17 protein-coding genes and 1 tRNA gene are annotated in these 25,372 nt (G+C 32.4%); 13 read left to right on the plus strand and 5 right to left on the minus strand.

What is annotated here, in order from left to right:
- Positions 1–664 precede the first annotated feature (664 nt).
- Both rplU and rpmA read left to right on the plus strand, forming a co-directional pair.
- Positions 665–1,048 (plus strand): 50S ribosomal protein L21, encoded by a 384-nt coding sequence (gene rplU, locus OXU93_RS00430; protein WP_267383872.1) that lies wholly within the window; start codon positions 665–667, stop codon positions 1,046–1,048.
- A 69-nt stretch (positions 1,049–1,117) separates the two neighbouring features.
- Complete coding sequence (gene rpmA / locus OXU93_RS00435) at positions 1,118–1,381, plus strand: 50S ribosomal protein L27 (RefSeq protein WP_267383874.1); 264 nt, start codon at positions 1,118–1,120, stop codon at positions 1,379–1,381.
- Positions 1,382–1,498: 117 nt separating this feature from the next.
- On the opposite strand, the gene aroA is transcribed toward rpmA, so the two are convergent.
- The 3 genes from aroA to OXU93_RS00450 all read right to left on the minus strand — a co-directional run bounded on the left by aroA (position 1,499) and on the right by OXU93_RS00450 (position 8,309).
- Positions 1,499–2,845, minus strand: a complete 1,347-nt coding sequence (gene aroA, locus OXU93_RS00440; protein ID WP_267383875.1) for a 3-phosphoshikimate 1-carboxyvinyltransferase — start codon at positions 2,843–2,845, stop codon at positions 1,499–1,501.
- A 101-nt stretch (positions 2,846–2,946) separates the two neighbouring features.
- On the minus strand, positions 2,947–4,746 hold the full coding sequence (locus OXU93_RS00445; protein ID WP_267383876.1) for an SLC13 family permease: 1,800 nt from the start codon (positions 4,744–4,746) through the stop codon (positions 2,947–2,949).
- A gap of 1,760 nt (positions 4,747–6,506) precedes the next feature.
- Positions 6,507–8,309, minus strand: coding sequence for an aspartate kinase (locus OXU93_RS00450; protein ID WP_267383877.1), 1,803 nt, complete (start codon positions 8,307–8,309; stop codon positions 6,507–6,509).
- A 477-nt stretch (positions 8,310–8,786) separates the two neighbouring features.
- On the opposite strand from OXU93_RS00450, the gene gpmI reads away from it, so the two are divergent.
- From gpmI to OXU93_RS00465, 3 genes are all read left to right on the plus strand, one after another.
- The gene (gene gpmI / locus OXU93_RS00455; RefSeq protein ID WP_267383878.1) at positions 8,787–10,385 is read left to right on the plus strand and encodes a 2,3-bisphosphoglycerate-independent phosphoglycerate mutase; all 1,599 of its coding nucleotides are present in this window, start codon (positions 8,787–8,789) and stop codon (positions 10,383–10,385) included.
- Positions 10,386–10,406: 21 nt separating this feature from the next.
- On the plus strand, positions 10,407–10,646 hold the full coding sequence (secG, locus tag OXU93_RS00460) for a preprotein translocase subunit SecG (RefSeq protein WP_267383879.1): 240 nt from the start codon (positions 10,407–10,409) through the stop codon (positions 10,644–10,646).
- A gap of 90 nt (positions 10,647–10,736) precedes the next feature.
- Complete coding sequence (locus OXU93_RS00465; protein ID WP_267383881.1) at positions 10,737–11,522, plus strand: peptidase; 786 nt, start codon at positions 10,737–10,739, stop codon at positions 11,520–11,522.
- Between the two features lie 468 nt (positions 11,523–11,990).
- Here the strand turns inward: OXU93_RS00465 and OXU93_RS00470 are convergent, their stop codons facing one another.
- Positions 11,991–12,347, minus strand: a complete 357-nt coding sequence (locus OXU93_RS00470; protein ID WP_267383882.1) for an NAD(P)H-quinone oxidoreductase subunit M — start codon at positions 12,345–12,347, stop codon at positions 11,991–11,993.
- Between the two features lie 1,543 nt (positions 12,348–13,890).
- Positions 13,891–14,403 (minus strand): inorganic diphosphatase, encoded by a 513-nt coding sequence (locus OXU93_RS00475; protein ID WP_267383883.1) that lies wholly within the window; start codon positions 14,401–14,403, stop codon positions 13,891–13,893.
- A 736-nt stretch (positions 14,404–15,139) separates the two neighbouring features.
- On the opposite strand from OXU93_RS00475, the gene OXU93_RS00480 reads away from it, so the two are divergent.
- From OXU93_RS00480 to OXU93_RS00515, 8 genes are all read left to right on the plus strand, one after another.
- The gene (locus OXU93_RS00480; protein WP_267383884.1) at positions 15,140–15,637 is read left to right on the plus strand and encodes a 2TM domain-containing protein; all 498 of its coding nucleotides are present in this window, start codon (positions 15,140–15,142) and stop codon (positions 15,635–15,637) included.
- A 78-nt stretch (positions 15,638–15,715) separates the two neighbouring features.
- Entirely contained in the window at positions 15,716–17,110 is a 1,395-nt protein-coding gene (locus OXU93_RS00485) for a YcjF family protein (RefSeq protein ID WP_267383885.1), read from the plus strand.
- A 962-nt stretch (positions 17,111–18,072) separates the two neighbouring features.
- The gene (gene larB / locus OXU93_RS00490) at positions 18,073–18,846 is read left to right on the plus strand and encodes a nickel pincer cofactor biosynthesis protein LarB (RefSeq protein WP_267383886.1); all 774 of its coding nucleotides are present in this window, start codon (positions 18,073–18,075) and stop codon (positions 18,844–18,846) included.
- Between the two features lie 454 nt (positions 18,847–19,300).
- Positions 19,301–19,936 (plus strand): Holliday junction branch migration protein RuvA, encoded by a 636-nt coding sequence (gene ruvA, locus OXU93_RS00495; RefSeq protein ID WP_267383888.1) that lies wholly within the window; start codon positions 19,301–19,303, stop codon positions 19,934–19,936.
- 652 nt (positions 19,937–20,588) lie between these two features.
- Positions 20,589–20,828: a hypothetical protein gene (locus tag OXU93_RS00500; RefSeq protein WP_267383889.1), complete on the plus strand. Its 240-nt coding sequence runs from the start codon at positions 20,589–20,591 to the stop codon at positions 20,826–20,828.
- Between the two features lie 1,723 nt (positions 20,829–22,551).
- Positions 22,552–23,229: an ABC transporter ATP-binding protein gene (locus tag OXU93_RS00505; protein WP_267383890.1), complete on the plus strand. Its 678-nt coding sequence runs from the start codon at positions 22,552–22,554 to the stop codon at positions 23,227–23,229.
- 1,106 nt (positions 23,230–24,335) lie between these two features.
- Positions 24,336–25,013, plus strand: coding sequence for a uracil-DNA glycosylase family protein (locus OXU93_RS00510; protein ID WP_267383891.1), 678 nt, complete (start codon positions 24,336–24,338; stop codon positions 25,011–25,013).
- A 115-nt stretch (positions 25,014–25,128) separates the two neighbouring features.
- Positions 25,129–25,201 (plus strand) — tRNA-Arg (locus OXU93_RS00515).
- Positions 25,202–25,372 lie beyond the last annotated feature (171 nt).

Here is a 25,372-nt window from a genome sequence, read left to right on the forward strand (position 1 = left end):
AAAATCATAACTAGATTTTATGGACTTATTTAAAAGTCATTCTAGGTGAATATACTGATACTATTTGTTGTTAACAGAATATATAAAAACAATTACCATAGTTTTTTTGCTAAAATTTAAGAGATAAAAAATTATAATTTTGTGCACTGAAATATTTTGTTATTTTTTGTTGAAAGAGCATTAATTATCCAACTGTTCTTTATTTTATTTACAATATAATTAAAATATAATGATTGTTCCTATTCATTAGAAAATCACAGTAAATTACAAGCACAATACTTATATTTTTGTTAATTTGTTATGACTTCAATCCTACCAAGTTATTATTGAGATTTACTAATCACATTTACTCAAAAAATATCAACAATTTAAACAGTTTTTTAAATAAAAATAGAAAATTATAATTTATACAAAATCAATAAAAACAACTTGTATTAATTTTGCTAAACTTTAAGCATTTTAACTAATTATTGTTGATTATTCTTTTTCATGAGATTGACATAAATAGTTAAATCATAGATAATAACGGGTGATGTATCTCAATCATCCCTGCTCGGATCAGGTTAAGACATCGCTCTGAAAAGTAGAATATGGATAAACAAACTAAGTAAGATCTAATTCTGCTACCTGTACGGCAACTAAAAAAGGACAGTTTATTTAAGTTATGAGTTACGCTATCGTTGAAGTAGGCGGACAGCAGATTCGTGTTGAGCCAGGTCGCTTTTATGACCTAAATTATCTCGGAGTTGACCCCGACAGCTCTTACAGTATTGATAAGGTTTTATTAGTTAACGATGAGGAAGAAGTTAGAGTAGGACAGCCTTTTGTTGAGGGAGCAATCGTTGAGGGGAGAATTCTGGAACATCGGCGGGGACGTAAAATTATTGTTTATAAAATGCGTCCTAAGAAGAAAACTCGGAAAAAAAGAGGACACCGCCAAGAACTGTCTCGCTTGATGATTTCCGCTATTAGGATTAATGATAAAGTCATTGGAGGGAACTCAAAAGACACATCAGAGGCTAAAACAGAGGCTACCTCCCCGTTGTGACAAGTGCTACCGAGGAAGGATAAATATCTATCATATAAATAATTTCATTGTACTATAAAGGACAAAAAAATGGCTCATAAGAAAGGAACGGGTAGTACGCGAAACGGTCGTGACTCGAGAGCACAAAGACTTGGGGTTAAACGGTATGGTGGTCAGATTGTTAGAGCTGGAAATATTCTGATTCGCCAACGGGGAACTAAAGTTCATCCAGGGAATAATGTTGGTCGTGGTAGTGATGATACCCTGTTTGCTTTGATTGATGGAATTGTCACTTTTGAACATAAAACCCGCAATCAGAAAAAGATCAGCATTTACCCTATAGTGGATGAATAGACCACTGTAAAGTAAAACGGTAACCCCGGCAAATTAATCCGACTACAATACTGTTTCTGTGATGACAAATATGTTCTTAATTGATTGTAGGGTGGGCATTGCCCATCCTGACAGTCTTTACGTGATCAGTTGTTGCAAAGTGGTTATAAATTCGGGATAAGAAACTGCTATCGCTTCTGAACGATGAATGATAGTCGGCCCCTTAGCCATGAGAGCAGCGATAACTAAACTCATAGCAATTCGGTGATCAGCATAACTATCTAATTCCCCCCCTGTTAAGGGAGTCCCTCCAACAATCTCTAGTCCATCGGGGAATTCTGTAATTCTGGCTCCCATACGGTTTAATTGAGAAGCTATAGCTGCCAGACGGTCACTTTCTTTAACTCGCAGTTCTGCCGCATCCTTAATGACAGTTATCCCTTGAGCAAAAACTGCCGCCACCGTTAGAATAGGAATTTCATCAATTAGGCGGGGAATAATTTCTTCGCTAATTGTACAAGCTTTTAGACGACTTGATTTTACCCGCAAATCTGCTACAGGTTCCCCAGTAACCACCCTTTGATTCTCAAAAGTAATATTGGCTTCCATCATAGCCAATACTTCTAAAATACCGGTTCTTGTCGGGTTAACTCCCACATTTTTAATAACCAATTCTGATTCTGGAACAATAGCTCCGGCAACTAACCAAAAAGCTGCGGAACTAATATCTCCAGGGACCACCACTTTTTGTCCAGTTAAGGGGGTTCCTCCTGTGATAGTCACACTATGAGTCGACGGATCAATATCTAAAGTTGCCCCAAAAGCTTGTAACATTCGTTCGCTATGATCCCTGGATAAAGTAGGCTCGGTAATTGTCGTTTTACCCTCAGTCATCAGCCCTGCTAGAAGAATACAAGATTTAACCTGAGCTGAGGCAATGGAAGAATAATAATGGATGGGGGTTAAATTATGTCCTTGGATGGCAAGAGGAGCTAGGGAATGATTTTTTCTTCCCCAAATTTTTGCCCCCATTTCCTGTAAAGGTTTAACTACACGAGACATAGGACGAGTTCGTAAAGAATTATCCCCCGTTATGCAAAAAAAATGACCTTGATGGGAGGCTAGTAACCCTAACATTAATCGTATGGTTGTTCCTGAATTGCCAGCATCAAGAACATTTAGTGGTTCTTGTAAATTTTTTAGTCCTACTCCCTTGAAAGTGATACAGTCGCTATTGAGGGGAGGGATTTCAACTCCCATTCTCCGCAGACAAACGGCAGTATTGTGAGGATCTTGCCCCAATAATAATCCTTTAATGATAGTCTCTCCTTGAGAGATTGCTCCCAATATTAAAGCGCGATGGGAAATTGATTTATCCCCGGGAATTTTAAAAGTTCCCTGTAATGCTAATTCTGAAGACTGTAAATTAATAATCAAGTCCTGGTGGTCGGCAATTGTTTTGAGAGTGATAAAAGATGATGACATAAGCTAAGCTAGTTGCTGGTAAATATTTACTAAGGACGTTAAAAATTTAACAGACTATATAACCTGGTACAAAATTTAATTGTTCTATCATGTTCCAGTATTTATTGAATCTCAAGACCGTATAAACGCACGATCAGAATGGGGACGAAAATGATCATCATTAAATTTATTGGTCCGCCAACTCGTACGAAATCTAAGAAACGATAGCCTCCTGGAGTATACACCATTGTATTAGTTTGATAGCCAATGGGGGTTGTGAAACTATTAGAAGCAGCAAAAGTTACAGCAAACATAAAAGCATAGGGGTTTAGATTTAAAGTTTCGGCAACTTGAACTGCGATAGGAAACATAAGAACAACAGAAGCATTGTTTGATAGAATTTCTGTAAGTATAGAGGTAATAAAAAAGAAGAATGTTAATATCCAATATCCTGATATAGTTCCTCCTAAATCAACCAAATAATTTGCTAACCATTCAGTTGCCCCCGATTTGTTCATGGCTGTACCTAAAGGAAGTAATCCTGCTAAAAGGAAAATGACATCCCACCGTACGGAACCATAAATTTCTCCCGGCTTTAAACAGCGTGTGAAAATCATCATTAAGACCCCTGATAAACTACTAACCAAGATCGGTAATAGATTAACAGCGGATAGAATAATGACACTACTTATAATTACTAAAGCAGTCCAAGCTTTATCTTGTCTGACTGTTTCTAGGTTTCGTTCTTCTAATACCAACATCTCTCGAGTTGTTTGTAAACCAATAAAACTCTGTTTGGGACCTTGAACTAATAATAAATCTCCAAATTTTAAAGGAACTTTTCCTAATCTTTCTCTAACTAATTCTTCTCCCCTCCTAACGGCTAAAACTGTAGCATTATAACGTTGACGAAATCTTATATCTTTTAAGGTGGAACCAATTAAACTAGAGTTGGAAAGAATTAATATTTCAGCTACTTTCTCTTCACCTGTATTAATTTCTTCTTCAATACTTTCATTATTAAATTGAACATTTGGAAATATTTCAATTCCTTTTTCATCCCTGATTTTTAGTAAATCTCCTTTATTTACTCTAACTAGTAATATGTCACCAACTGAAATAATTTTATCGGCCAATGGTTGAGGAAAGCGAGTATCATTATGAATAATTTCAAGAACATCTAAATCAAACTTTCTCTGAATTTCACTTTGATAGAGAGTTTGTCCAACTAAACTTGAACGAGGTGTAATAATAACTTCACTAACGTAATCTTTAAGATTGTAACTTTCTCCCAATGAACTACTACTAGGAGATTTACGGTCAGGTAAAATCTTAGGGGCAATTACCACTAAATAACTTAAGCCAATTATAAAAGTTAGTACCCCTAATCTACTAAATTCAAATAGACCAAATTCTTTATATCCTAACTGTTGAGATAATCCGCTAGCTAAAATATTAGTTGAAGTACCAACAAGGGTTAACATACCTCCCAATATTGAACAATAAGACAAAGGAATCATTAATTTAGAAGAAGAAATATTTTGCTTTTTACTCCATTCTTCAATCATTGGTAAAAACATAGCAACTACAGCTGTATTATTAATAATAGCTGTAATTGGACCTATGATTATTCCAACGATAAAAATATTTCGGCTAGTACTATTTCCTCCCCACTTGATGAGCCAGTTCTGTATTACTTGAAGTGCACCAGTACGAGTAATTCCAGCACTTAGAATAAACATTGCCATGACAGTAACCGTAGCAGAATTTCCAAAACCAGCAATACCTTCTTCAGGAGTTATTACTCCTGAAATCATCAAAATTACGGCAATAGTAATAGCTGTTATATCAGGAGGAAATAGTTCACAAACAAATAAAATTAATGCACAAAAAACAACCCCTAATGTAAAAACAATTTCCATAGTATTTGATGGTTAAGTACAGTAATAAACCACAATAATTAAAATCTTTTAATTGATAGCGATTTACTTCAATAATTAGTTAATTATTCGGTATATTTTTGTATTTTAATACAATACATTATGTTGCACGCTATCCATTGATTTTATTATTTTTAGGTTAAATTTATTAAGTCTATTATCTCGTTTTTAAACTTTATTATATTACTTATCTACTATAAAAAATAATAGGACGTATATTATTATTTTATAGCTCTTCCAGAAAAGGTAAAAAAAGATAATTAAATCAATCTTGATTCTAATTGACTTTATCTAATCATTTTTTTATGCTCCTCCAGTAATTCTTAGGGACAGAGACAAGCTAGCACGATAGAAGCTATTATGTTGTCTCTAAAACATATGGACATATAATTGAGGCGAGATAATTATTTTAGTTTCATATGTATCCTTTCCCATCACATCTATCAGAATATTAAGCGGAAAGAAACATTTACTGTCAATCTTCCTCGACCTGTCCAAGCATTCCTAACCAGTTTAGCAATATCCTACTGATATTTTAAACAAGCCGTAATGATTAAATAGTATTAATATAAGTTTACCTTTTTCTTAAATATTAGTTAGAGTAAAATATTATGGTTAATTGTTTCTATTCCTGACTTACTAAATATTTGAGAACATAATTACATGTTAAGAGTTAAGATATTGGCTATAATTTATAATTTATAATTTATAATTATGTCTTTTTATGGATTAATTTATGAGATCAACCAATAAATATGAGCTATATTTATTGCCGTTAGGGAAATAATTAAGCTTTTGAAATAAGTAGTTGTCGTAAATTTTTCTTAGACTTACTGTTAGGGTCTTAACGAAGACTACATATCTGTAGTAAAAATTAAAACAGAGTGTAAGTGTCATTTTAAAGTTATCTTTTATTATTCAACACTTGTTTATCACTAATAACAAAATTTTATTCTTAATTGAATAAGATAAAAAACTTTAAAGAATTTAAAACCTCTTTTAAAATCATAATTAATAGTCTTTAATACTTGATAATATTATTCAAAACAAGTTACGATTATTTTTTGCTATTTAAAGAAATAAAACATCAACTGGGAGCGTATATTATTTTCGATAATTTTTGATAGTATCTTATCGATAGATAATAAAAACTGCATAGTACAAGATACTATAGTTCACCCTAAATACTATATTTTAACTATTTTGATTCTATCAACTTCATTTTTAAATATACTTGTGGAGTTTTGTTAGACTTTACTTAAAACTAATTATTTAAATTTTGTTTGATCTAAAAAAGTAGGGTGCATTAATTAATAAATATAAATAAACTAATATTTATTTTCTTTACATTTATTATATAGTCTATTTTTGTTTCTTTAATATCTTTTTATTTTTAGATATAAAATCCTCGTCTATTGCTTTCTACTTACGGTCCTATTTTAAAAAAAATATTTCTTAAAACTAGTGTTTAGATTATGATTGATAATCATTTACTTTGATTCAGGAATAATATTCCTGCTCTTAATTGTCAGTTTATAGATAATTTTTATCCTCAAGCTAAATTTAATACAGCTTACTTTCATGATCTCATTGGCATATCCTTATAAGATTTATTATTTTGAAATTTCTTCCCCACTTTTTATTTATTTTTTCCTTATATAAGAATACTCGATTTTAAATAAAAATCTAATAGTCAACTCAATAATTTAAATTTATGATGTTATCATTTTTAATTGTTTAAATTATAAAACAGAGATTTTTGAGGTCTCTTGTTCTGTTAATTCAAAGGCTTTATGTACTGCCTTTAATGCTTTGATCCCCTCCGCTTTAGCTACCACACAACTAATTTTAATTTCTGAAGTAGCAATCATTTTAATGTTAATTCCCTGCTCGGCTAAAGCCCCAAAATACTTAGCAGCTATTCCGGGCTGTCCAAGCATACCTGCTCCAACAATACTTACTTTAGCAATCTCTATGTCAGTAATAACCTCGGTAAAGCTACCTGAAAGGATATCTAGGGAAGTGTGGACGGCTTGCAAATCCTCCTGAGAAACTGTGAAGACAATGTCACTTGTGGGCATTCCATTAATAATGCGACAACGTTGAGATTGAATGATTGTATCAACACTGATATTTTTATCGGCTAAAGTTCCAAAAATTTTGGCCGCCATCCCCGGACAATCCTGAACACTAAGTAAAGCAATTTGAACTTGTTTGGTATCAAGGGCGACTCCTCGAACATGGGGGGAAACCTGAACAAGATTAGAGGCTATTGGGGTTTCAGATAGTTGAACATCGAATGCTTTACTTAAAGCATCGATAGCGCGATTGCTGTTATTTGGTGAGATAACACAACTGACCTTTACCTCAGATGTAGCAATCATCTCAATATTAACTTGAGCATCAGCTAAAGTCTTAAACATCTTAGCGGCGATTCCTGGCCGTCCAATCATTCCAGCCCCTACAATGGCAATTTTAGCTGCTCCTTTTTCTATCAAAACTTCAGCTTCATCATTGTTAGTTGGAGAATTTCTTAAAGCAGGGGCTATCGCTTCAACTATAGCTTCAGCTTTATTTAAAACATTTTTAGATACAGTGAAGGCAATATCATTACTATTATTTTCATGAATGGACTGAATAATTAAGTCCACATCTAGCTGTTGGCTAGCAATTTCCCCAAATATACGCGCTGCTACGCCAGGAGAATTAGGGACCCTTAATAGAGCTATTTTAGCTTGATCAGAGTCAAAGTTTATACCGTCAACTGACTTAGTTAGTTCCAATTTATCAATGTATCTGGGTTTAGGAGTAGGAGAAATAACTCTAGTTCCTGGGGTATCACTCCAACTGGATCGCACCACTAACGGAATTCCATAATTCCGTGCAAGTTCTACTGCTCTGGGATGGAGAACCTTCGCTCCTAAACTGGCTAACTCCAGCATCTCATCACAAGTAATTTCATTTATTAATTGGGCATCAGGAACTAAACGTGGATCAGTAGTTAAAATACCAGGAACATCAGTATAAATTTCGCAGCAATTCGCCTTTAATGAAGCTGCAATGGCTACTGCAGAAGTATCTGATCCCCCTCGTCCTAGAGTAGTAATCTCTAAATCAGTTCCATCACTAATTCCTTGAAATCCTGCTACTACAACTACTTCGCCTCGATCTAAATGACGTTGAATGCGATGGGGGTTAATTGATAAAATGCGGGCGCGACTATGCTCAGCTTCAGTAATAATCCCCACTTGCGCCCCAGTTAAAGAGATTGCTGGCTGTCCTAATTCTTGTAAGGCTATACTCATCAAGGCAATAGATACCTGTTCTCCTGTCGACAACAACATATCCATTTCCCTACGACAGGGACTAGAAGTAATTTCTGAAGCTAATTTAACTAGCGTGTCAGTAGTTTTGCCCATAGCTGAAACTACAACTACGACTTTATTGCCCTTTTGGGCTATTTTGTGAATACGTTGTGCTACTGTCTGAACTCGTTCTACAGAACCTATGGAGGTTCCACCGTATTTTTGGACAATTAAGTTCATAATCGTATTTTTTTATTCTCTTGAAAAAGAGGAATTAACTAAATTGATGAAGTATCCTTAGCCCTTAAGGGTAGCAAATTTAATAAATGTAAGTTGGGCATAAATTTTAAGAGACTGTTATCAAACATGTTCTAAATTTAGGACACGTTTGATAACATACAGTTTTTTGGGGACAGTTGATATTTTTTTTCTATACTGTAATCTACCAAAATATCTGTTTTGTCATAGGTAATATGCCCTAAAGTTCTTTCTAGAATTTACTTTATGAAAAGTATATAAAGATGTGTTGATTAATTTAATATATCTTATATATTTGACAGATGATGTAATTAATATTTTTTAGCAAAAAATAGTTAAAATAAGCAGAATATATTCCCTGTAATTACGTGGGAAAAATATTAGAGGATGGGCGGATTTTGAAGGTCAGTGGTATCATCGATGTGCATAAAATAAAAATATCAAACTAGGTGAACAATCATGGCAAAAGTGCCTATATCTCCAGTGGTGCTAGTGGTTCTAGACGGCTGGGGTTATCGCCCGTATATGGACGATAACGCCATTGCTCTAGCAAAAACTCCAGTCATGGAATGTCTTTGGACTACTTATCCCCGTACCTTGATTCAAGCCTCTGGAAAAGATGTCGGCTTGCCCCAAGGTCAGATGGGTAACTCAGAAGTGGGACACTTAAACCTTGGAGCTGGCCGTATAGTGCCTCAAGAATTAGTTCGCATTTCCGATGCAGTAAAAGACGGCTCATTATTAAAAAATCCTCAACTAGTAGAAATTTGCCAAGAAGTACGTTCCCATCAGGGAAAACTACATTTGATCGGCTTATGTTCTGAAGGAGGAGTTCATTCTCATCTCGATCATCTGTTGATGCTATTAGATCTGGCGAAAGAGCAAGCTATTGAACAAGTATGTATTCACGCTATCACTGATGGTCGGGATACTAACCCTACTGAAGGGATAAATGCTATTCAAAAACTTGAGTCTCATATCGATAAAATTGGATTGGGGCGTATTGTTACTCTTAGTGGCCGTTACTATGCGATGGATCGTGATCGCCGTTGGGATCGTATTAAAAAAGCCTATGATATCTTAACTATAGATAGTATGGGAGATAGCCTCTCAACCATCGAGGTAATTAAAGATTCCTATAGTAGAGGTGTTACTGATGAGTTCATTCTCCCAACCCGCATTGCCCCTGGGGCAGTGGAGTCTGGAGATGGAGTGATTTTCTTTAATTTTCGTCCCGATAGAGCACGGCAACTGTGTTATGCTCTGACTTCAATTGAGTTTGATGAGTTTGAACGGCAAAGAATTTCTCCCCTGAGCTTCGTTACCTTTACTCAATACGATACTAATCTTCCTGTAAAAGTGGTTTTTGAGCCACAAAATTTGGATAACATTTTAGGGGAGATAGTTGCCCGTCAAGGATTAAAACAATTTCGGACTGCGGAAACAGAAAAATACCCCCACGTTACCTATTTCTTCAATGGAGGATCAGAAGAGCCCTTTGAAGGAGAAGATCGAGAGTTAGTACCAAGTCCTATGGTAACGACCTACGACAAATCTCCAGCAATGTCAGCATCGACTGTTACTAGCCGTGCCTGTGCTGCTATTGAAAAGGGGATTTATACTTTGGTGGTGATTAATTATGCCAACGCTGATATGGTAGGTCATACAGGCAACATAGAAGCTGCCATTAAAGGGGTGGAAACCGTTGACAATTGCTTAGGACAATTATTAACTAGTATTAGCAAAATGGGAGGAACTGCCTTAATTACTGCCGATCACGGTAACGCAGAGTTAATGCGTGATAAGCAGAAAAATCCTTGGACGGCTCACACCACAAATCCTGTTCCCCTAATCGTAGTTGAAGGAGAAAGACGAAAAATTATTGGACACGGGGGGGTCGTTGAACTTAGGGATGATGGGCGGCTTGCAGATGTTGCACCAACTATCCTTGAAATTTTACAATTACCACAGCCAGCAGAAATGACGGGGCGATCATTAATTAAACCTACTGCGGTTGAGTTTAAGACAAATCATGCTCCTATTTTGCTTTCTCATTAATTTATTTATCATTGAATTTCTATGATTCTTTCACAACTTTTGCAAGTTATCTGGGTGGTTTCTGCTGCTTTGTTAATTGTTTCTGTCCTTTTACATAGTCCTAAAGGAGACGGTATTGGGGGGATTGGAGGACAAGCACAACTGTTCACTAGTGCTAAAAGTGCTGAGAAAACCCTAAACCAAATTACTTGGACGTTGAGCACGGTCTTTATAGCTTTAACCATTGTTTTAAGCGCAGGATGGTTAAATACACCTCAGTAGAAAATTCAATTATTTCGATGTTGACTACTGGTTGACTAAGGGGATAAAAATCTGAAATAAAAATTTTTTCTTTGTCTGGATTGTAAACAAATGCAACTGCTCACTAATATTCTCAACCAAAAAAGCCGAAAATATTATTTTTTGTTGGGCATAATTTGGCTAACTATATTAGTCGTATTTTGGACTCAATCTGTGAATGCTCAAAGGGAAGATTTAGAAAAGTCTTTACCCCCTTTACGATCCCATAGTCTACCCTTAACCTTAATTGAGTGGCAAGATTCCAAAAACTTAGGGGATTATTTTGACAAAATTTCATTGAGCCCTGCAGGCTATTTAATTTGGTCACAATTCCCTATTAAATTCTATTTGGATCGTCCTACCAACCTTAATACTCCCGACGCCGCAAGTACCCATCGTTTTCTACAATGGGTGGATACTGTCTTGAAGGCGATCACAGAGTGGCAAAATTTTTTGCCTATGGTAGAAGTAAAAGATCCACAATTGGCAGATATTGTAATTAAAAGAACTGAGCCGCCCTTGGGTGTCAATTTTGATTCCGAAACTGGGAAACTACAAATTCCTAGGGCGCGATCGGCCCAAACTAGTTATAAATTCTACCTGACTCAGGATAAGCCTCCTGTGCTACGCCATCGTATGACTATTAAAATTAGTCCTGGTTTAAGTCAATTGTCTATCCTATCAGCCTCCCGTCATGAACTTGGCCATGGGTTGGGAATTTGGGGGCATAGCGATCAAGAAACCGATGCTTTATATTTTTCTCAAGTCCGCAACCTTTCTCCTATTTCTGTAAGGGATATTAATACGCTGAAAAAAATCTACCAGCAACCCACAAGATTAGGATGGGAATTACCCTAGCTAGTACATTTTTAATTAACTTTTGACCCATGCATCGTATCTACTGTTAGATTACCTCTATTTTCCTAGAGGTCAGCTTATCTCCCTAGCAATAATATTCTAATCAAATACCTAGCCATAACGTTTAATTCTGGAGAGAAGTATTTAAAAAGGTATTAATCACTTTCAAATGCCAATTTTTATTTAAGTAAGCTGTCACTATACCAATCAAGATTGGGTTGTTTCCAAGTAGTTATTTAATTACCTTTATATTATGCTTAGTCTTCCCTGAAGCTAGGTTAGGCATACCGCATGGCAAGTTGACTGGAGAAACAGCAGTCTGGTTTAGTCCTTTTTAGTTGCAACTCCTTCCCCACCCATTACCACTGGGCTAGAGACGGGTGGGGATATAGGACACTATCATGTTGTTCCAGTCGTTGCGTAGTGTTTGTCTAGAATCTCTATTAACTTGCGCAAAGGAAGAAATAATTAATTATAGTTCCCTTCAGTCTCTGGACTTTCAACTTTAGGGAGTCCCATGCTGTAGTTAAGGACACGACTTCCAATATTGTAACTAATATCCCCGTTTTGTAACATAGAGCGAATAAAATGTTCCAGACTTGAACCAATATGACGAAGATTATAATCAGTTAAATCCTCTCCACTGTAGGATTCTACCAGAACATCAAATTTTCGATAAACTTTCTGTAATGAACCTTCACTCCAATTGAACTCATTATCGGGATCAATATCAAGAGTTAAGACATTTTCACTAGGAATTAGTTCGTTATTTTTAATTTCAGCCGTGTAAAGGCGAATATGACGAGTAGTAGACTTTAAGAGCATGGACTTAAATGCTAATAGGACATTTACAATACAGTATATTAATATTAATTCACTTTCATCCTTAGGAATAACAAAAGAATATAAGCAACGACTTAGTAGAGTATAATTGCTCCGTTTGATACCTTATAGAGACTACTAATGCTTGAAACCGCTTTGGTGATAGTCCTAAGTTAGGCATTTACTTATAGTGTCAATTTTACCTCAATAATTGGATATACTATAACGTATGGGTTGAAATCAATGCTTTTTCTAGACTTGCTATTATAATAATTCCAATAAACAAAGACTGAAAATCGAAATTTTCCATATTCATAATTATTAATCGAATAGGTGAACTGTGCACTTATATTGCAAAGGTCAAAATATTTTCTATTCTAGAAAGCTCAAGTAAGGCTCAAAAATAAATATATACATTAGTTATTTTAGGTTCAATACTGATTTGAGCCTATTGAATAGAATTTAAATTCTATTGTTTATTTTTTTATTTAATTACCCCTTTTTTAAAATATTAACAATTAGTTTTTCTGTCTTTGAAGTAGTTTATTTATAGTTAATATAAATAGTTTTTTGTGCTATGTTAATTGATATACATTTTTCAGGATACTTTTTGTTGATTTAAGTCCCTTAATCTTGTACTGATTACTCTAAGTTTTATTTTTTATAGGACTTAATAGCTAACAACACAAATATATTACTTTTAAATATCTTTTGTGTGAAAACAATATAAATTGCTAGAATTTTTAAGCCTATATTTTGCCTGTAAGAAAACATATTTATTTAGTTTTTAAAATATTTTTGACTCAATAAATTAAATTTAAGGATTCAGTAATTTAAATAAGAATATTAAAAATTTTAGATTTAATTTTATTTAGGAGATTAAATGTTTTTTGTAAAACAGAAATAATATTGATTTAGTCATTTTAGCCATTAATATAATTACTGTTTATGACAATATTAATTTAGCGCTATTAAACTAATTATTTTAAACAAAGTGATTAATAAAATGCAATTAAATATAATCACCTATTAATTAAAAATTAGGGTAGTCTTTTTCAATAGAATTGGCTATATTTCATTAAACAAAGGTATAAGAATAAAAAATGTATTTTCGTATCTTGTAATCGAATACTATTCAATTAGATTTAGGATCTATTTCTATAGGCGTTGATACATTTTAGTTGAATATTCAAAATGGTTAAAAATACAGAGTTTATTTGTATGAATAGTTAATTTTAACTAATTAAAGGAAACTAAGTAAATTAAAGATAGCATATATCAAAGATATTCCTTTGTTAAAGGAATTAAAAGGACAAGTTATTAATTAATATATTGTATTTTTTAGTAAGTTAATTAAAATAAATAGTATAGCCAAAAAGAGTTGACTTTATTTTTTAGAAAAATTATGGATTTGTTCTAGTAATATGAGAATATTAATCAGATGTTATTATTTTTTGAGAGCATGCTATAAAACAAACCCCGCATTTTTTCTTCATAGGCGGGGATTTTCGATAAATTACTGGTTTGTAGGTGAAATATTTAAAAATTATCTACTTCCAGCTTTGATACATTTTTTAACAATAGGAAGTACCGCTTCAACGTCCTTCCATCCAATAATTTCTGTTATTTTCTTCTCCAAATTTTTGTAGGTACGAAAAAATTCAGCGATTTCATTTAAGCGATGAGAAGCAACATCTTTAAGGGATTTAACCTGAGTGTAGCGGGGATCTTTATCAGGAACACAAAGAATTTTTTCATCGCGATCACCTCCATCGATCATTTCTAATAAACCAATAGGACGGGCAGCAATGATACATCCAGGGAAAGTCGGTTGATCCATTAACACCATCCCATCTAGAGGATCACCATCATCGGCTAAAGTGTTAGGAATAAATCCATAATCACAAGGATATTGGACTGATGCATAAAGAACGCGATCTAAAGCAAAAGCATTTAAGTCCTTATCAAACTCGTATTTATTTTTGCTGCCAGCGGGAATTTCGATTAAAATGTTGATTAGACCAGGTTTAGGTTGGGCTGGAATGAGGGATAAGTCCACTAACTCTCTCCAAATACTATACAAAATCACAATTCACTTTAGGAGCCCCAAAAAGCTTTTAAAGGCTTGAACGCACTTACAATTAAATAATGTTCTTCTCTGAGAGGAACTGGCTATACGTTCTCTAGCCCACCATTTTACAATGAAGATGGAACTTGTGAGAAAATAATTTGGCTCATATAGGCTAAGTTAAGTAAGGATATATTTGTACCTAATCAATTCCCAAATTTTTATCCTAGGAACGTTTTGTAATTCTGAAGACTTGATTAATACAGAAGTAGAGCCTTTATGAACCAAAGGGACTTGTCAACAGAATCTGATAACTATCATTGTTAACTTAGATATTTTTAGCGTTTTTCTACTGTAACTTCTGATATATAAAACAGAAAAGTCAACATTTTTTGTTAATATAATAAATGTCATGATTAAGAAGTAATTTTAACTGCTTAGCAACAAATATTTAAAACTTCTAAATATTTATTAGAGTCAGGAGTTCTAAATATTAATGCATGGTATACGCAGGAACAGTTGATAAGCAGAAACTATCCATTTTTTACTACAAGATTTATCCATTGGTTATTTATGACTCAGTTTTAGAAATAAGTTATTAACGGTTAGCAGATCTCTATTTTCAGATTCAAGATAAAATCTAAAAAGATTTGGACTGGCTGATTTTGAGATGATAACCATAGTCAGACAAGCTGGTTCACTGAGTTGAGTCTAAAGTAAGTAAATTATGTCAACTTCTAACGTGCACCCCCCCGAATCCTACAGTCAAAATGATGTCCAAGAAATTCTTCACCTAGCGATAACTCGTACAGCCGATGGTTCAGAATTGTCGAGAATGCAACTGTGGGAAATTGCCACCGAATTAGATATTGATCTTGACTGTCTGAGATCTGCTGAGCGCGATTGGCTTAATGGTAAAATAATCGAACGGAAACGACAGGAATTTGATTATTATAGACAGGAACAATTAAAACAAAAGGTCGTTCGCTATGTTATCATCAACGGGTTTCTCTTGATAATAAACTTTCTTAGTTCGGGGACTTTATCTTGGTCGTTGTATACTCTTTTAATCTTGGGATTGCCTTTATCTTTAGACACCTGGAAAGCTTTTCAAACAGAAGGAGAAGCTTATGAAAAGGCCTTTCAACGTTGGAGTCTCAAAAAACAAATGAAAGAATCTCTTTCAGGTCTTTGGGATAGATTAAAAAAGGCATGGCAATCTTAAGATAGTAAAAACCCTGAAAGAGGAAATAAATTTTAAAAAGTCTGATTTCTATAAAAGGATTGTTCGGGGGAATTAATAATGAAAAAAAAGCTCAACAAGCCAATTCTGGTGGCAGGCATCAGTATTTCATTTATATTATGGTTTTATGATGGATTCAGCCAGCAAATCTTAGAGATAAAAGAATGGGGACTACTTAGTACAATTTTCTTGGGCTTGGGATTTTGGTGGCGGCAAGGACAAAAAGAAACAACAAGTAAGCCATTACCAGTAACAAGCTTAACTGAAGAATCAGTTAAAGATATTATTAATCAAGGGGAACTAATTCTTAATACTTTATCCACCGAAGCACCAGACTATGATATTTCTTTCTTTAAGAAACAATTAAATCAATTATCTTTAAGCTTTGATCGTCAACAATTAACGATCGCTCTAGCAGGAGATAAAAAGGTTGGAAAGACAACTTTAAAAGATAAGTTATTATCTCAAAATATTTTTAATGATATCTCTTTTATAGAAGTAGAATCTTTATTTAAAGAAGTAGAAATGCCTGAAATAAAAGCAGATCTAATTCTATTGTTAATTACTGGAGACTTAACTAATTCTCATTGGGAATTTTTACAAAAGTGCAATCAAAATTATCAACGATTTATTCTAGTTTTTAATAAAAAAGATCAATATATTCCAGAAGAGAGAGTCTTGATTTTAGAACAGGTACAGCAAAAATTAAAATCAATGATCACTCCTTCTGATGTTATTGCCATCAGTGCTTCTCCTCAATCTCTAAAAGTTCGTGAACATGAAGAAAATGGGACAATTCGGGAGTGGATTGAAGCTCAACTGCCTGAAATCGACCCTTTGAGTGATCGCTTAAAACTGATTGTAGAACTCGAAAGAAAAATGTTAGTCTGGGGAAGTTTATGGCGTGAAGCAATGTCTCTTAAAAAAGACGTTAAAGCAAATCTTAATAACATAAGACGAGATTGTGCTCTACCTATTATTGAAAAATATCAGTGGATTGCAGCAGCTAGTGCTTTTGCTAATCCCGTAGCTGCTTTAGATTTATTAGCTGCCGCTGCTATTAGTTCTCAATTAGTTATAGATTTGGGAGTGATTTATAAACAGAAATTGTCTTTTTCCCAAGGACGAGTTCTGTCAGGAATCATTGGGAAATCGATAGTTCAACTAGGATTAGTTGAACTATCAACTCAAACTATTAGTAGTGTACTTAAAAATAATGCTATTACCTATGTTGCTGGAGGAACGGTTCAAGCAATAAGTGCTGCCTATTTAACCCGTTTAGCTGGATTAAGTCTAGTAGAACATTTTCAAGATCAAGATGTTGATTCAACGGTAGTAAAGGAAATAGATCTAAAGCAATTTCCTCAAAAAATAAAAAAGGTTTTCGAAAAAAATAAACGTACTGCTTTGGTCAAAAATTTTATTCAACAGACTTTACCCCGTTTATCAAATTGACTTTAACTATTGTCATTAAGATATGTATGTATAATTTATCTTCTTAAATCTTGTCTTATATATTTATGGGACAAGAAAATCATTCCTATTAGTAATAGAAAATGCATGGTTTGTTATTATTTAATATATATACTCTGACTTATCATTTTTGCTCTTTTCTTACGACTAAAATTTAATGTAATTCAAAAAAATAATGATTACTATAAATATATCAAACTTAAATATATTTCAATATGGGTGAACTTATAGAATATTTTTCAGAGTTTTGAAGTATAGTTAAGTGACTATTGTACTTGTCTCTATTATTTACTTATCTAATATTATTAAGGTTGATATCTCAATAAAGTTATAAAATTTAGAGAAAATTCTTCGTAAATATAAAAATATTTAGTGTGCTTGAATTGTGTAATAGTTTTGATGATTTTAGTTTGTTTCTATACAGCATATATCATTTAGTTACTATTGTTTACTTTTAATATTTTGTTTTCACAATCAGAGAATATATTTACCTCTACAGTCTTAAGTTTAGTATTTCTTCGCAAACATATTAATAACAATTTAAGTTAATAACTTAAATTGTTATTAATATGTTTGCATAACTAATGTTAGTGTGATAATGTGAGGACCTTAAATTTATTAAAGTCATGATAGCTAATGATTATGAGTTTATTGATTATTATCATTATGTTAAATAAGAGGTAGTAATCAGATAGCTGAAGGGTCCTTTATTTTGTCAATTTTAGGATTAACTAAATGAATACCCCTCAATATTGATTGAATTTTTAATTAGTTGATGCTAATGATTTTCTAATGTTGTAATTTAGTCAATATGACAATATTGACTTTTACTTTTTGTATTTTACCTAGGAAAGCGATTTCAGAAATAGCCTGTAAAATCAGTTGAGTTCTAAGTCGTATTCAATTGTTGAAATAGTTATATAGTTCAAAAAAAATTTCAGACCATGAATTTAGATGCACTCCAGTCTCTTTTGCAAGCAATCTCCACAGGAGAAGTCAGTCCTGACCAGGGATTAGAAAAGCTCAAATATTTCAGCTTTGAATCGGTTGATGAATTTGCAAAAATAGATCATCATCGTCTTCTACGGACAGGATTTCCTGAAGTTATTTGGGGGACAGGCAAAACTCCTGAACAGATTGCTCAAATTATGCTTACAATGGCATCTCATTCTCCTGTGGTTATGGCAACTCGTATTGAAGCAAAAATGGCAGAACAACTGCAGAAACAAGTACCTAATTTAATTTACTATCCAGTGGCTCGCATTTGTGCTTTGAAAACTTCTGAGATTCCTTTAATTGGATTGGGAGTAGTTGGGATTCTTACAGCAGGAACAGCAGACTTGCCTGTAGCCGAAGAAACTGCTATTACCGCACAACTTTGCGGGGTTGAGGTACGACGCTTATGGGATGTAGGAGTAGCAGGTATTCATCGTTTATTAAGTTATCGTGAGTTAATTAATCAAGTAGATGTATTGATTGTAGTAGCAGGTATGGAAGGAGCCTTGCCTAGTGTAGTAGCCGGAATGGTAGACTGTCCAGTAATTGGAGTTCCAACTAGTATAGGTTACGGAACAAATTTTGGGGGGGTTTCTCCATTATTGACAATGCTAAATTCTTGTGCAGCAGGAATTGGCGTGGTTAATATCGATAATGGCTTTGGAGCTGCAATTTTAGCTGGACAAATCTTACGAACGGCTAATCGTTTAATTAATAAATAAAAACAATATTAAAATCTATTTGTTTTTAAAAATTAGAAAATTATTATTTAAAGTCCATATTCAACAGATAAATACGTTGAATATGGACTGTCTGGGATTATAAACTAATTCTTAAGAATAAAAGGTAAAAACAAGTATATATAGAATATATTCTTGAGCATATAAGATAGCCCCAAAACTATTATGTTACAGAAAATTACTAGTCAATGAGTGTCAAAGCTATTTAACATCTATATAATAGATATTATCATGACATATAGATAGACCATAAAGTATAGTTATTTTTGTTGCGACAAAAAAATCAATCATGTAAATACTACTAAGGGTATAGAATAATTTGCTATGATTTTATTTAAGGTTATCATTTGGAATGTTTTTTTAAAATCAAAATAAATAAGTCATATTAAAATAATCAAAAATATTTTATTAACGTCAAAATTATTAATAATAAACTGTGTTAAGTTATCTTAAAGGCGATCTAATTGAAGTTATAGATAATATTCCAAATAGAATTATTCTTATTTTAGAAGTCAATTGTATAGGTTATGAGATACAAATTTCATCACGATTCTTACAAAATTTAGTTAAAAATAAACAGGAAAAAATACAAGTTTTTACTCACATACAAATCAAGGATGAAAACCCTATTTTATATGGTTTTGCTACTGATGCTGAACGAGAATTATTCCGTCAACTAATTAATGTTAATGGAATTGGTGCACGATTAGCAATCGCTTTAATTGAGACATTAGGATTAGAAGAGTTGGTGCAAGCAATTATTAATGGCAACATTTATATTCTGTCTAAAACACCAGGAGTTGGACGAAAAACTGCTGAGCGTATTATCTTAGAACTCAAAACTAAACTCTATCAATGGAAACAACGATTAGGAAGAACTTTATCTTCTTCTATGGTAATCTCATCCTTAGAGGTGTTAGAAGACTTGGAAGTAACTTTGTTAGCATTAGGATACACAAATGAAGAAATTAGTCAAGCTATTTCCACTCTTAATAAAGATAATCGAATATCAAAAAATAATACTAGCGAGGAGTGGATCAGGGAAGCTATCATTTGGTTGAACGAACAGTAACAATTTATATAATATTTATTCTAATAATTTTGTTGGATTTAGTATATTTATTGATGTTAAATGTTAGCTATCTAAAAATACAAGGTAATTATTCAAGACAAATAAAATTACTAAAATGGAGGGTAATAATAACAGTCAATGTTAATTATTCTATTAACTATATCATTACAAGTTTCAATTAATTTTAATAATTTTAATTGAAACTTGTAATAAAAATAACTTAAAAAAAATAGCTTAAGTATTAATGAATATTAATTGAAATAAAATATCAGTCTGTTTTTAAATTAAGGTAATTTAACTGTTGCCGTCAGGAAGCAACCAAGTGGGTCGTAATCATTTGTCCACTATATAGTGATTATCATAAAACTTAATATATCTCAATAAAAATACAAACAATAGAGAACGACATACCTGATAAAATCAGACAGAAGTTCTAAGCAAACAGCCCTTACAGACTATCTGTGACAATACCATAGCAAACAAAAGCTAAAATTCTTACTGTGTAAAGTTTACTAAACTACAAAATCTTGATTGCTAAAAAAATCATATTTTAGACTTACATGATGTAGTAAGAATGGTAGTTTTGGGAGTATTGACTACTAATTAATCACACTTAGTTTGGAAGGGATAAAAAAATAAATTATAAAGTTATATGATACATTCTCAGTTACATCAAAATGCTCTTGACTTGCTTTTGTCTTTGGTTCTCCCTTATGGGTGTTCTTTTTCTGTGCTTTCTGATTCCACGTATCGTATCAGCTGTCCTGATTATGAAATTGCAGATAAAGTCTGGGAAAACCGAGTTAACTGTATTTTTCCCTTATTGAAATCGGGACAAGCCCTTGAAGTAGTAGCATCAAATTACTATGCGAGAAGCCATCCTAAAATCTGAACATTTCACGATAATAAAAATCACTTGAAATCCACTATATAATAGGCCAATATTACCACTGTTATTGCCACTTGTGGTAATAGAATTGTAGTAGATCTTATTTCTATCAATCTGAGATGTGATTATGGGTAAAGTCTCTCCAAAAAGATTTGAGAGACTTTACCTTCTTTTGAAGGTAATATTTTTTCTATATGGTGATTAACTTATCCTAGTTCAGTTAGTTGCACTGTTCGTCAGACTTTGTAAATCAATTAAGAATATCCCCATCTACATCAGATAGTCTGCTGTTTGACTATTAGTAGCCTAGTTGAGACTATATGATGGATTCTGTTTCAATTTGAAATTCATCTGAAAGCTAATTATATTTAGATAATAGTAGCTAACAGTTTTTAATTAGTTTTTATCTTGACTAGATAAGTGTGACTAGGACTCTTAGTATTGTATTTATACCGTATATTTTTTAGTGAAAGAAATAAGATATAAGAGATAAATTTTAGACAAATATTATGATGTTAGTTACTATAGTGTTAACTATAATCTTATAAATTAATAAAAAATAAAGCTAAGCTCGATTTTTTCTGGATCTGTATTTATGTTATCTTTTTTTGCAAAGTAAAGAATTAGTTTAAATATGCATTAAAAATATATTTAAGTTATCAAGATAAACAGCTTTTGTTCTAAATATTTATAGTTGATTTGTTTATGATATTATAGGTTTTATATGTTTTTATTGTTTAGACTCTTTATTTTGTTAAATTTTTTTATAAACTTAAATATTGATCGATATTTAAGTTTATAAAAAATAATTACTATTGATTAATAATAATCCAAAGAATCTATCGATAAACAATCACTTGAAATACTATTATTTGTAATACAATATAACTCCAGGTTATATAATTAGTTTAGTCAAGAAAAACAAACTAATTAAATTTTATGTAAAATATACAACTATCTTAATTTATGAGTCTTATGGTAGTTTATTTGAGGTCTTTTTATAGAGAAAAATGGAAAATATTGCATAATTAAACTCTGAAAGTTGAATTGCGCAAGCCATGTTTATTTAGATCGATTACAACCTCAAGATGCTGCTTGTATTAGTATATTAATACTAGAATTTTAACTTTACTGGGAATACTACATTATGAATTAAAGTCTTTCCAGGAATTGAAATTGACTAAGTTACAGATCCCGTTTCAAAGTCTGCAGTAGTTTGCTCTGAAGTTCAACTAGTCGAACATCTTTATAGAGTTCTCGAAATTCATTACATCAATCAAGGGGATGTAAAAGCTACAAGGGTAGTAATTTTAGTAGACACTTTAGATGTGAATAGACATGATTGTTTAAAAACCAAGGTGTTTCTATCCAAATTATTCGCCACATCGATTCTTATTAAGCGTAATTAGTTAGCTCTAATCAACTAGGACAAATTTTAGTAGTCAAGCAGACTCTTTTTTTTAGAATATTAGCCAGCTGCTTATCTAGTTTGAGCCGTTAATGAGATAGAAAAAGCGAATTTAATTAATATTCTTCAGGTTTCGGCTATTGATAGTTTCAGTCAGTTATATTTAGGAGAGAGAAAAACAAGATATTACCGTAGATTCTCAATCAATACCAGGCTCTATGCAGTATATTGCTGAACAAATTCAAGATAGATAAGAAAACGATGGATAATTACTTTTATTAGTTAACTTTTACATTTATTTTATATTTAATTTAAATTATGAACTCTAAGTCAATCCCATTATTAAAATTATCGGAAGTCAGCCTTACTAATTTTAGGGAAAAAAATCAATTATTAACTAATATTTCTTTTCAAGTGAATCAAAGTGATCGCTTCGCAATTGTTGGTCCTTCAGGCGCTGGCAAAACTACCTTATTGCGATTGATTAACCGTTTACAAGATCCCACATCAGGGTCAATTGAATGGGACTCTCAACCTCTTTGCGATCTCTCTATTGTTAAACTGCGTCAACAAATTGTTCTAGTTCCTCAAGAGCCAAAGTTATTAGGGATGACTGTTGAAGAAACTCTTGCTTATCCTTTAATATTGCAACAGTTACCTAAACTAGAGATTGCACAGTCTATTGATATGTGGCGGTCAAAACTATCTATCCCTGATGATTGGTTAACTCGCAACGAATTGCAATTATCCTTAGGACAGCGACAACTAGTAAGTATTATGCGGGGGTTGATGATGAAACCTAAACTGTTATTGTTGGATGAACCTACTTCGGCTTTAGATAGTGATCGTGCCCAACAATTGATAGAAACTCTAATTAATTGGAATCGGACCGAGCAAACTACTATTATTATGGTGAATCACCAAAAAAAATTTGTCGAACAATTTGCTCAAGCTATTCTAATATTAAAGGAAGGAAAAGTCCAGGTTATTTCCTAGTTTAATAACCTGGAAATATTCTAAGTAAATTTTAAATAAAATAACTACTTGACATAAAAAATATAGGATAAAATATTACCTTTTAAAATACAAGTCTGTTATATACAGTATCTAGTCTTTACATACAAATTTAGTAATTGTTCTCTGCAACTTAATTCGTACTAGTATTTAATACTAACAATCATTTATTTTTTCTAGACAATCAATAGTAAAAGATATGAACAATCAATTTAATTTGATCTAAAAACAGAACATGTACACTAAAAATATGTTAATTTTTAATTATAAAATTCGTTTTTTAACGTTTTATAAATATAGGTTTAGTTTGGTTTAATCTCCGAGCATAAATTATATATTCTCTTTAATAAGAAGAGTATTTACTATAAATTAAAATATAATATTTTTACTTAAATTTTCTAAATTTATCTTTCTAGTAGAAATTAATTGAAAAATCATGGTTTGATAGACTGTAAAGTTAATAAATTAATTTTTTTTATAAGTTAATACCAATAAATATTTTTATTACTTATCTGTTTAAAATAGTTTTTTATCTAAATTATACATAAGTGATTCTAAATAGGTTTGACATCTCTTTAAAAGACTATCTCTATCTTTTAAGCTGATCAATATTTAGCCAATATGATTAGAATAGCAAGCACTATAAAAGTTTAATAATAACCTAAAAATTATTTGAAGAATGTAAATAAAAACTCAAATTTTACTCTTAAGTCTATTAGATTTAAGAGTAAAATTTAGTAAATTATAAATCAGACTAAGCTTTTATAAAATACAATAAAACAAACAATTTTTAGATTATTTATTTAATAAAAACAATATTTTGTTTATTTTATATACTATCTGTATACGTCTTTTATTAAAACATCTTGTAAAAAGAATAGAGAAATAGCATAATAAAAATTATTAATATATATTCAAATACCAACATAATTTAGTCTAAGTAATTAGACAAGAGATTTATCAAACAAATAAGTCAAAATCATATCTAAAGCAATTACATGTCTACCTTACTTGCTTTTTTTAAAATGTTTACTTGTCACAAATAATGCTATTGTACGAATTGCCACAACTATGGATTAGGTTAATTAATGTCAGACATCGAAACCTTAATTGTCCAAATATGTCAAGAAGCTAAACAAAAACCATTTCCTGTTGATACATCAGTTTATGAATCTGCAAACAAGGATCCTACTCAACCTATTTTATATGCAGGAAACTTAAAAAGTCAGATTTGTTTTTTCGGACGAGATCTTGGACGAGATGAAGTCCACACTGGGCAACCTTTAATTGGTGCCGCAGGCACTTTAGTTCGTAAGGGATTCTATTGGGCAATGCACCATCAACAGGCGAAAACTCAACAGGAATTGCACCGTATTTGTGCTCGTGTTCTTTTAGCCAATACTGTCCCCTATAAACCTCCTGGTAACAAAGCTTATACTACCGAAGTCAAAAACCGCTTCCGCCCCTTTGTGGAACAATTGTTAGTCCTTTATTGGCAAGGAAATCAAATTATTACATTAGGAACCGACGCTTTTAAGTGGTTTACCCCTTATGGAGATAAAGGAGAAATTAATGAATTTTTTCAACGGAGTGATCGCTATGAAAACAAACTCCCTGTCACCCTCAGAGCGACTGATACTTTGGGCGTGAAACATCAACGACGAGTAACTTTACTCCCTTTACCCCATCCCTCTCCTCTCAATCAGAAATATTATGCTAAATTTCCCCAAATGTTACAGAAGAGACTCAATGAGTTTGATTTTTAATTCTAAGTCGAAATATATAGTATAGAATGCTAAGATTTGAAGTTAATGACTTTTAGAGTTGACGTTATTAGTAACAGAGGGTATAAAATTATGAAGTGGTTATAATGGATTTTGTGGGTGTGTAGCTCAATGGATAGAGCACCGACCTTCTAAGTCGTAGGTTACAGGTTCGAGTCCTGTCACACCCGTTATAGTCATTTTTTCTTTGAGAAGAGTCTAGCATTATCATATGCTAGACGGTTTATTGGTTAGCTAAGGTTTTATGCTGAATCTAAGAAATATAAATTTTGATAACAGTATTCTTAGATAGAGTCTTGACATAACATTTTTGATGGACTATCAGCCAATTTTATAAAAAT

The sequence above is a fragment of the Cyanobacterium sp. uoEpiScrs1 genome, assembly GCF_947331815.1.
In the GTDB taxonomy this organism is placed as follows: domain Bacteria; phylum Cyanobacteriota; class Cyanobacteriia; order Cyanobacteriales; family Microcystaceae; genus Rippkaea.